The following is a 4,595-nucleotide window of genomic DNA, read 5'->3' on the forward strand; positions in this document are numbered from 1 at the left end:
GCCCGGCCGGAACCCTCCGACGGCCCATCATGACCCGAGTCTGAATCCCGAAACTCTCCCTGACCAGACCACCGAGATCTTCAGGACAGTCCTAGGCGGGCGCGCAATTGGCGTGAATGTAGGTCCAGCCCCGTTCCCGTACGCCCAGTTCCCGGCGCTGCACGCCCTCACGCGGAGGGCGTGTTCCTGGCGACGCGCTCCGGCTTTCCGCATGTCAGGCCACAGCTCGCTCCGATCGGTTTAGTCGTTCCTGCCTGGCCTGAAATTCTGCCGTCGGCCGCGGACACGTAGGAAGTGAAAGCCCGCAGCGTTCGGAAGGTCTGACGAGGATGACGCGTGAGTGAACAAAACGACCGGTCCCGGTTCGAGGCGGTGTACCGGCGAACCTACGAGCAGATCCTCGGCTACGCCGTACGGCGGTGTTCCTCGCCCGAGGACGCCGCCGACGTTGTGGCCGAGACGTATGTGATCGCCTGGCAGCGAATAGCCGCGCTCCCCGACGGCGAGGCCGGCAAGCTCTGGCTGTACGGCGTGGCCCGCCGGGTCCTGGCCAACCACCGCCGTAGCGAGCAGCGCAGGCTCACCCGGCACACCGAACTCACCGACGAGATCGAACATCTCTACACCGCCCCCTCCCACCACAGTGGGCAGTACGGCGTGGACGAGGCCATGGACATGCTCGCCGACAGCGATCGTGAACTGCTGGCCCTGGCTCTCTGGGAGGGACTCGACCCCGGCGAGATCGCCATAGTGCTGGACTGCTCCCGCAACGCCGCCCGTATCCGCCTGCACCGGGCCCGCAAGCGCTTAGCCAAGGCCCTGGAGAAGACCCGCCCATCGGCCGCAGGTTTCGCAGCACGGCCGCTCATCGAGAAGGAGTCAAGGTGAACAACGACCAGATCTTCAAGGACCGGGCGAGAGTGCTGGATGAGGACCTGGCCGGCCGGGCGTCCACCGCGGGGGCGGACGCGCTGCTGGCGGAGATCGTCGTGCTGGAGCGTGTTCCGGCCCGACGGCGGCGCCTCATGCCCACTCCTCGCCGCGCCCTGCTCGGCGTGGCTGTTGCCGCCGCCCTCGCGGGAGCCATTGTCGTCGGGCCATCCCTCTTCGGGGCCTCCGAGCAGGTGTACGCCAGCCAGGCGGTGACAATTGACCGCGACGGCGACGAGTATGTCTTCTACATCACTGACGGCGATCCCGATCCCGGCGAGTTGGAGAAGGCATTCAGGAAGGTCGGACTGGACGACATCACGGTCAAGCTGATCCCCGTCTCGCCCCAGCAGCGCGAGTCCGTCGTCGGGTTCGACAAGACTGATTCCGACGCACGCATGTCGGCCACATGGTCGGATTGCGGCAAGCGTGTCGAAGGGTGCCTTACGGCCTTTAGCGTTACCGCTGACATGAAGGGGCCTGCGCAGTTCAGTCTGGGCCGCCCGGCCAAGCCCGGCGAGAAGTACGCCTATCCTGCCGACGCGAGTTGGCCAGGTGAGGCGCTGGCCGGAGTGAAGCTTTCGGGACGTTCGGTGGCCGAGGCGGTACAAGTCGTGCGCAAGCACGACCTGAAGGTGGCTTACGAACTCGACTGGCCGCTGCGGAACGGCGACAAGGGCGTTCGCTTTGAGCAGGACGTCCCCGCTTCCCGTATCGATCCCGGCTGGTCGGTGGCGACGGCGGAGACCTACAACGACGGTGTGATCGTCCTGCACGTCGTGCCAGGCCCGGACGCGACCCCGCCGCCCGGATTCTGACCAACCCGGTGTGATCGATACGAACGCGCGGACATGACGTCCTCCTGGAGTGGAGGCTGAGCCAGAGCAGGTGGGTAGTCGTTCGCGCGAACGACTACCCACCTCTGCACGCTGATGGCGCGGCCACTCTGCGTGCCATTACCCTTTCGCTCAGGGCGCCAGTCCCAGTTCACGGAGCTGTGCGGCCCTCGAGGGCCGCCATCCAGTGGCGTCGAGTTTGGCCAGTTCCGCTTCCACATCCACGTTGATGACGCCGAAGAAGTTGATGTTGTCGCTGTGCCCGGGCGAGATGTGCGACAAGATCTCATCGGACACATCCCGGCCCTGCGAACGCAGCTCCAGCACCGCCCTGGAATAATATTCTGTCGTCCAGGCGGCCACCGAGTTGGTCAAAACGGTCAAGCACCACGCCTGCTCGGTCTGCTGCTCCAGGTGCGGGCGGGTGATCGTGCCCTGCTGGGCGTAGTGCAAGTCGCGGCGCAGCGCGTGCAGGCTTTCCCCCTTGTTCAACTGCCGCGAGATCTTCCTCCTGAAGGCCGGGTCCGACAGGTATTTATTATCTGTCGGACCCGGCCTACCGCCGCAGGATCGCCCGCCAGCTGAACAAAGGCGAGAGCCTCGGGGGCGAGGAACAACGGGACAGTCATTAGCGGTACGGGCTGTTCAAGCAGATCAGGGCGGTGCACGACCGACCGTGTCGAGTGAGCTCTTCGGCCCGAACATGGCGGGATAGTCCGGCGCGACAACACGATCTTCAGTGTTCCCGCAGGTCGCGGCGGCCATGCGCACCATGATCCATCTCACCGCCAATGGCTGTCCCTGCGTTCCCCGACCTCGGTGATGGTCACCCCGGCCGGACAGCCCGACCGCGACGCCGTCCGCGAACTGCTCGCCCGGCTGCGGATGCAGCATCCGCAGCTCACCCTCATCTGGGGCGACAGCGCTTACGCCGGGACCCTGGTGGAATGGGCCCGGCGCTTCCTGCGCCTCACCCTCAAAATCGTGACGAAGCTGCCGGGCCAGACCGGATTCAAGGTACTGGCGCGGCGGTGGATCGTCGAAAGATCCATCGGGTGGCCGATGAACGCCCGGCGCAATGTGATCGACTACGAGCGGTTGCCGCAGCACAGCGAAGCCCACCTGACCTGGGCCGCGATCACGCTTATGACCAAGTGTTTGACAAGGACGAACACGGCGTTGTGGGATCAAGCCCGCGAGGTATCGCCATAAGCCGCATGACTCGACAAACCGGGAGATTTCTCCTGGTTCAATCCTGCGGCTTGCGCCAGATGATGCTGTAGCGCAACAGAAGGTGGCGGCGGTACTGGGAGCCGGGCAGGATCTCGGCGGCCAACGCGCGCATCTGCGCGTACGTCACCGGCGGCGGCCACACCGTGGGGGATGAATGCTTCCAGTTGCCCCTCACGGCGCGGTGGACGGAACCGACGACGACGCCGGCAAGGTCGCGTGGCAGATCGTTGGGCATGGTGCTACGTGCGAGTCCGACGATGGCCAGGACGCCGCCGGGGCGCAGTAGATCCCGCATGCGGGCCAACCCGGTCGCAGCGTCCATGTGGTGCAAAGTGGCCACGGATGCGATGAGGTCGAATGAGGCGGGTTCGAAGGGATGAGTGAGGAAATCGCCGACGATGTAGTCGACGTCGTCCGGGTACTCGCGGGCTTGCTCGATGCTGGGTGCGTGGAGGTCGATGCCGGTGACGTGCGGCACGGCCTGCCGGAGCTCGCGGGCGAGCATGCCCTCGCCGCAGCCGACATCGAGGGCGTACTTGGCGCCATCGGGAACCGCGCCCAGAATGCGGGGGTGGTAGTGGATGTTGTGATTCCACCGCCTGCCGTTCTTCACTGTCATGTGATCATTCTGTCGGACATGCTACGTGCCCACAGGCACGGACGTGCATCTGTGCCCCTCCACAGCAAGATCACGACGAGAATGAAAACACCCTCAGGTAGCCAGGCGCATGCCGATGGGTGAGACCCGGCCCCGGCGAACTCCGCGTGATGGGCCTTCACCTGCTGGGCATGGTTCACGCACGTTGGGATCCACACCGCCCCTGACTCCAGTTGCAGGAGAAGAACGCCTCGGCGATGGGCAGGACGAGCTCGGCGCGGTCCATCACACGGGTGTGCGTCGTCCCGGCAGCACGGTGATGGCGCGCAGGTCATCGGCCCGTCACCCCTGCCACGCCTCGACATCGCGGATCACCACCGATGTGGCGATCGCGGGCCGCCGCCAGCCCGGTGCACAGTTGTGGCACGAGTAGGGCCAGGAGTAGGGCGAGGCCGGCCGTCCATGTGCCGGTTACGGCTTGGAGCAGGCCGAATGTGAGGGGGCCCGCGGCCGCGATGACGAAGCCGATGGACTGCGCCATCGTGGACAGGGCAGCGGTGTCCTCGATGGTCCGGGAGCGCAGGACGATGAGGGTAAGGGGCAGCGGGAAGATGCGACCCTGGCCGAGCCCCATCAGGGTCGCCCACAGGTAGGGAGCCGCGGTGGGGGCGATGAGCAGCCCCAGAAGACCGGTGGCGGTGAGGGCGGTCAGGAGGACGATCCAGGGGCGTTGGCTCGGGTCTCTGGCCGCCAGAGTGGACAGGACCAGGGAGACGGGGATGGCCACGAAACCGGTGACGGACAGCAGGAACCCGGCGGTGCCCTGGTCGATCCCCGCGTCGATGAAGATGGACGGCAGCCAGGCCAAGATCGTCTGATAGCTGAGCGACTGGAGTCCGAACGGCCCGGTGACCTGCCAGGCGAGCCGGTCGTGCAGCAGCCGCCGCAGGTGGGCCAGGCTGGGCCCTGCCGAGCGATCAGCGAAGCGCGCGCCTGAA

The 4,595-nt window shown here is 66.2% G+C and carries 6 protein-coding genes; 3 read left to right on the top strand and 3 right to left on the bottom strand.

The genetic code is table 11. The features are described from left to right. The first annotated feature begins 336 nt into the window (after nucleotides 1-336). Nucleotides 337-888 carry an RNA polymerase sigma factor gene (locus AB0H75_RS50045; RefSeq protein WP_367809150.1) on the top strand — a complete coding sequence of 184 codons (552 nt, stop codon included), beginning with the start codon at nucleotides 337-339 and terminating at the stop codon, nucleotides 886-888. Further along, entirely contained in the window at nucleotides 885-1,748 is an 864-nt protein-coding gene (locus AB0H75_RS50050; protein WP_367809152.1) for a hypothetical protein, read from the top strand. The genes AB0H75_RS50045 and AB0H75_RS50050 overlap by 4 nt, the downstream gene beginning before the upstream one ends. 150 nt (nucleotides 1,749-1,898) lie before the next feature. Here AB0H75_RS50050 and AB0H75_RS50055 read toward each other — a convergent pair whose 3' ends face one another. Then, entirely contained in the window at nucleotides 1,899-2,297 is a 399-nt protein-coding gene (locus tag AB0H75_RS50055; protein WP_367809160.1) for a Tn3 family transposase, read from the bottom strand. A gap of 288 nt (nucleotides 2,298-2,585) precedes the next feature. On the opposite strand from AB0H75_RS50055, the gene AB0H75_RS50060 reads away from it, so the two are divergent. Continuing rightward, nucleotides 2,586-2,978, top strand: coding sequence for a transposase (locus AB0H75_RS50060; RefSeq protein WP_367809154.1), 393 nt, complete (start codon nucleotides 2,586-2,588; stop codon nucleotides 2,976-2,978). Nucleotides 2,979-3,015: 37 nt separating this feature from the next. On the opposite strand, the gene AB0H75_RS50065 is transcribed toward AB0H75_RS50060, so the two are convergent. Continuing rightward, complete coding sequence (locus AB0H75_RS50065; protein WP_367809156.1) at nucleotides 3,016-3,618, bottom strand: methyltransferase domain-containing protein; 603 nt, start codon at nucleotides 3,616-3,618, stop codon at nucleotides 3,016-3,018. Between the two features lie 310 nt (nucleotides 3,619-3,928). Then, nucleotides 3,929-4,595: MFS transporter (locus AB0H75_RS50070; protein ID WP_367809158.1), on the bottom strand; the 667-nt coding region annotated here is incomplete at its 5' end.

The sequence above is a fragment of the Nonomuraea sp. NPDC050783 genome (assembly GCF_040802095.1).
In the GTDB taxonomy this organism is placed as follows: domain Bacteria; phylum Actinomycetota; class Actinomycetes; order Streptosporangiales; family Streptosporangiaceae; genus Nonomuraea.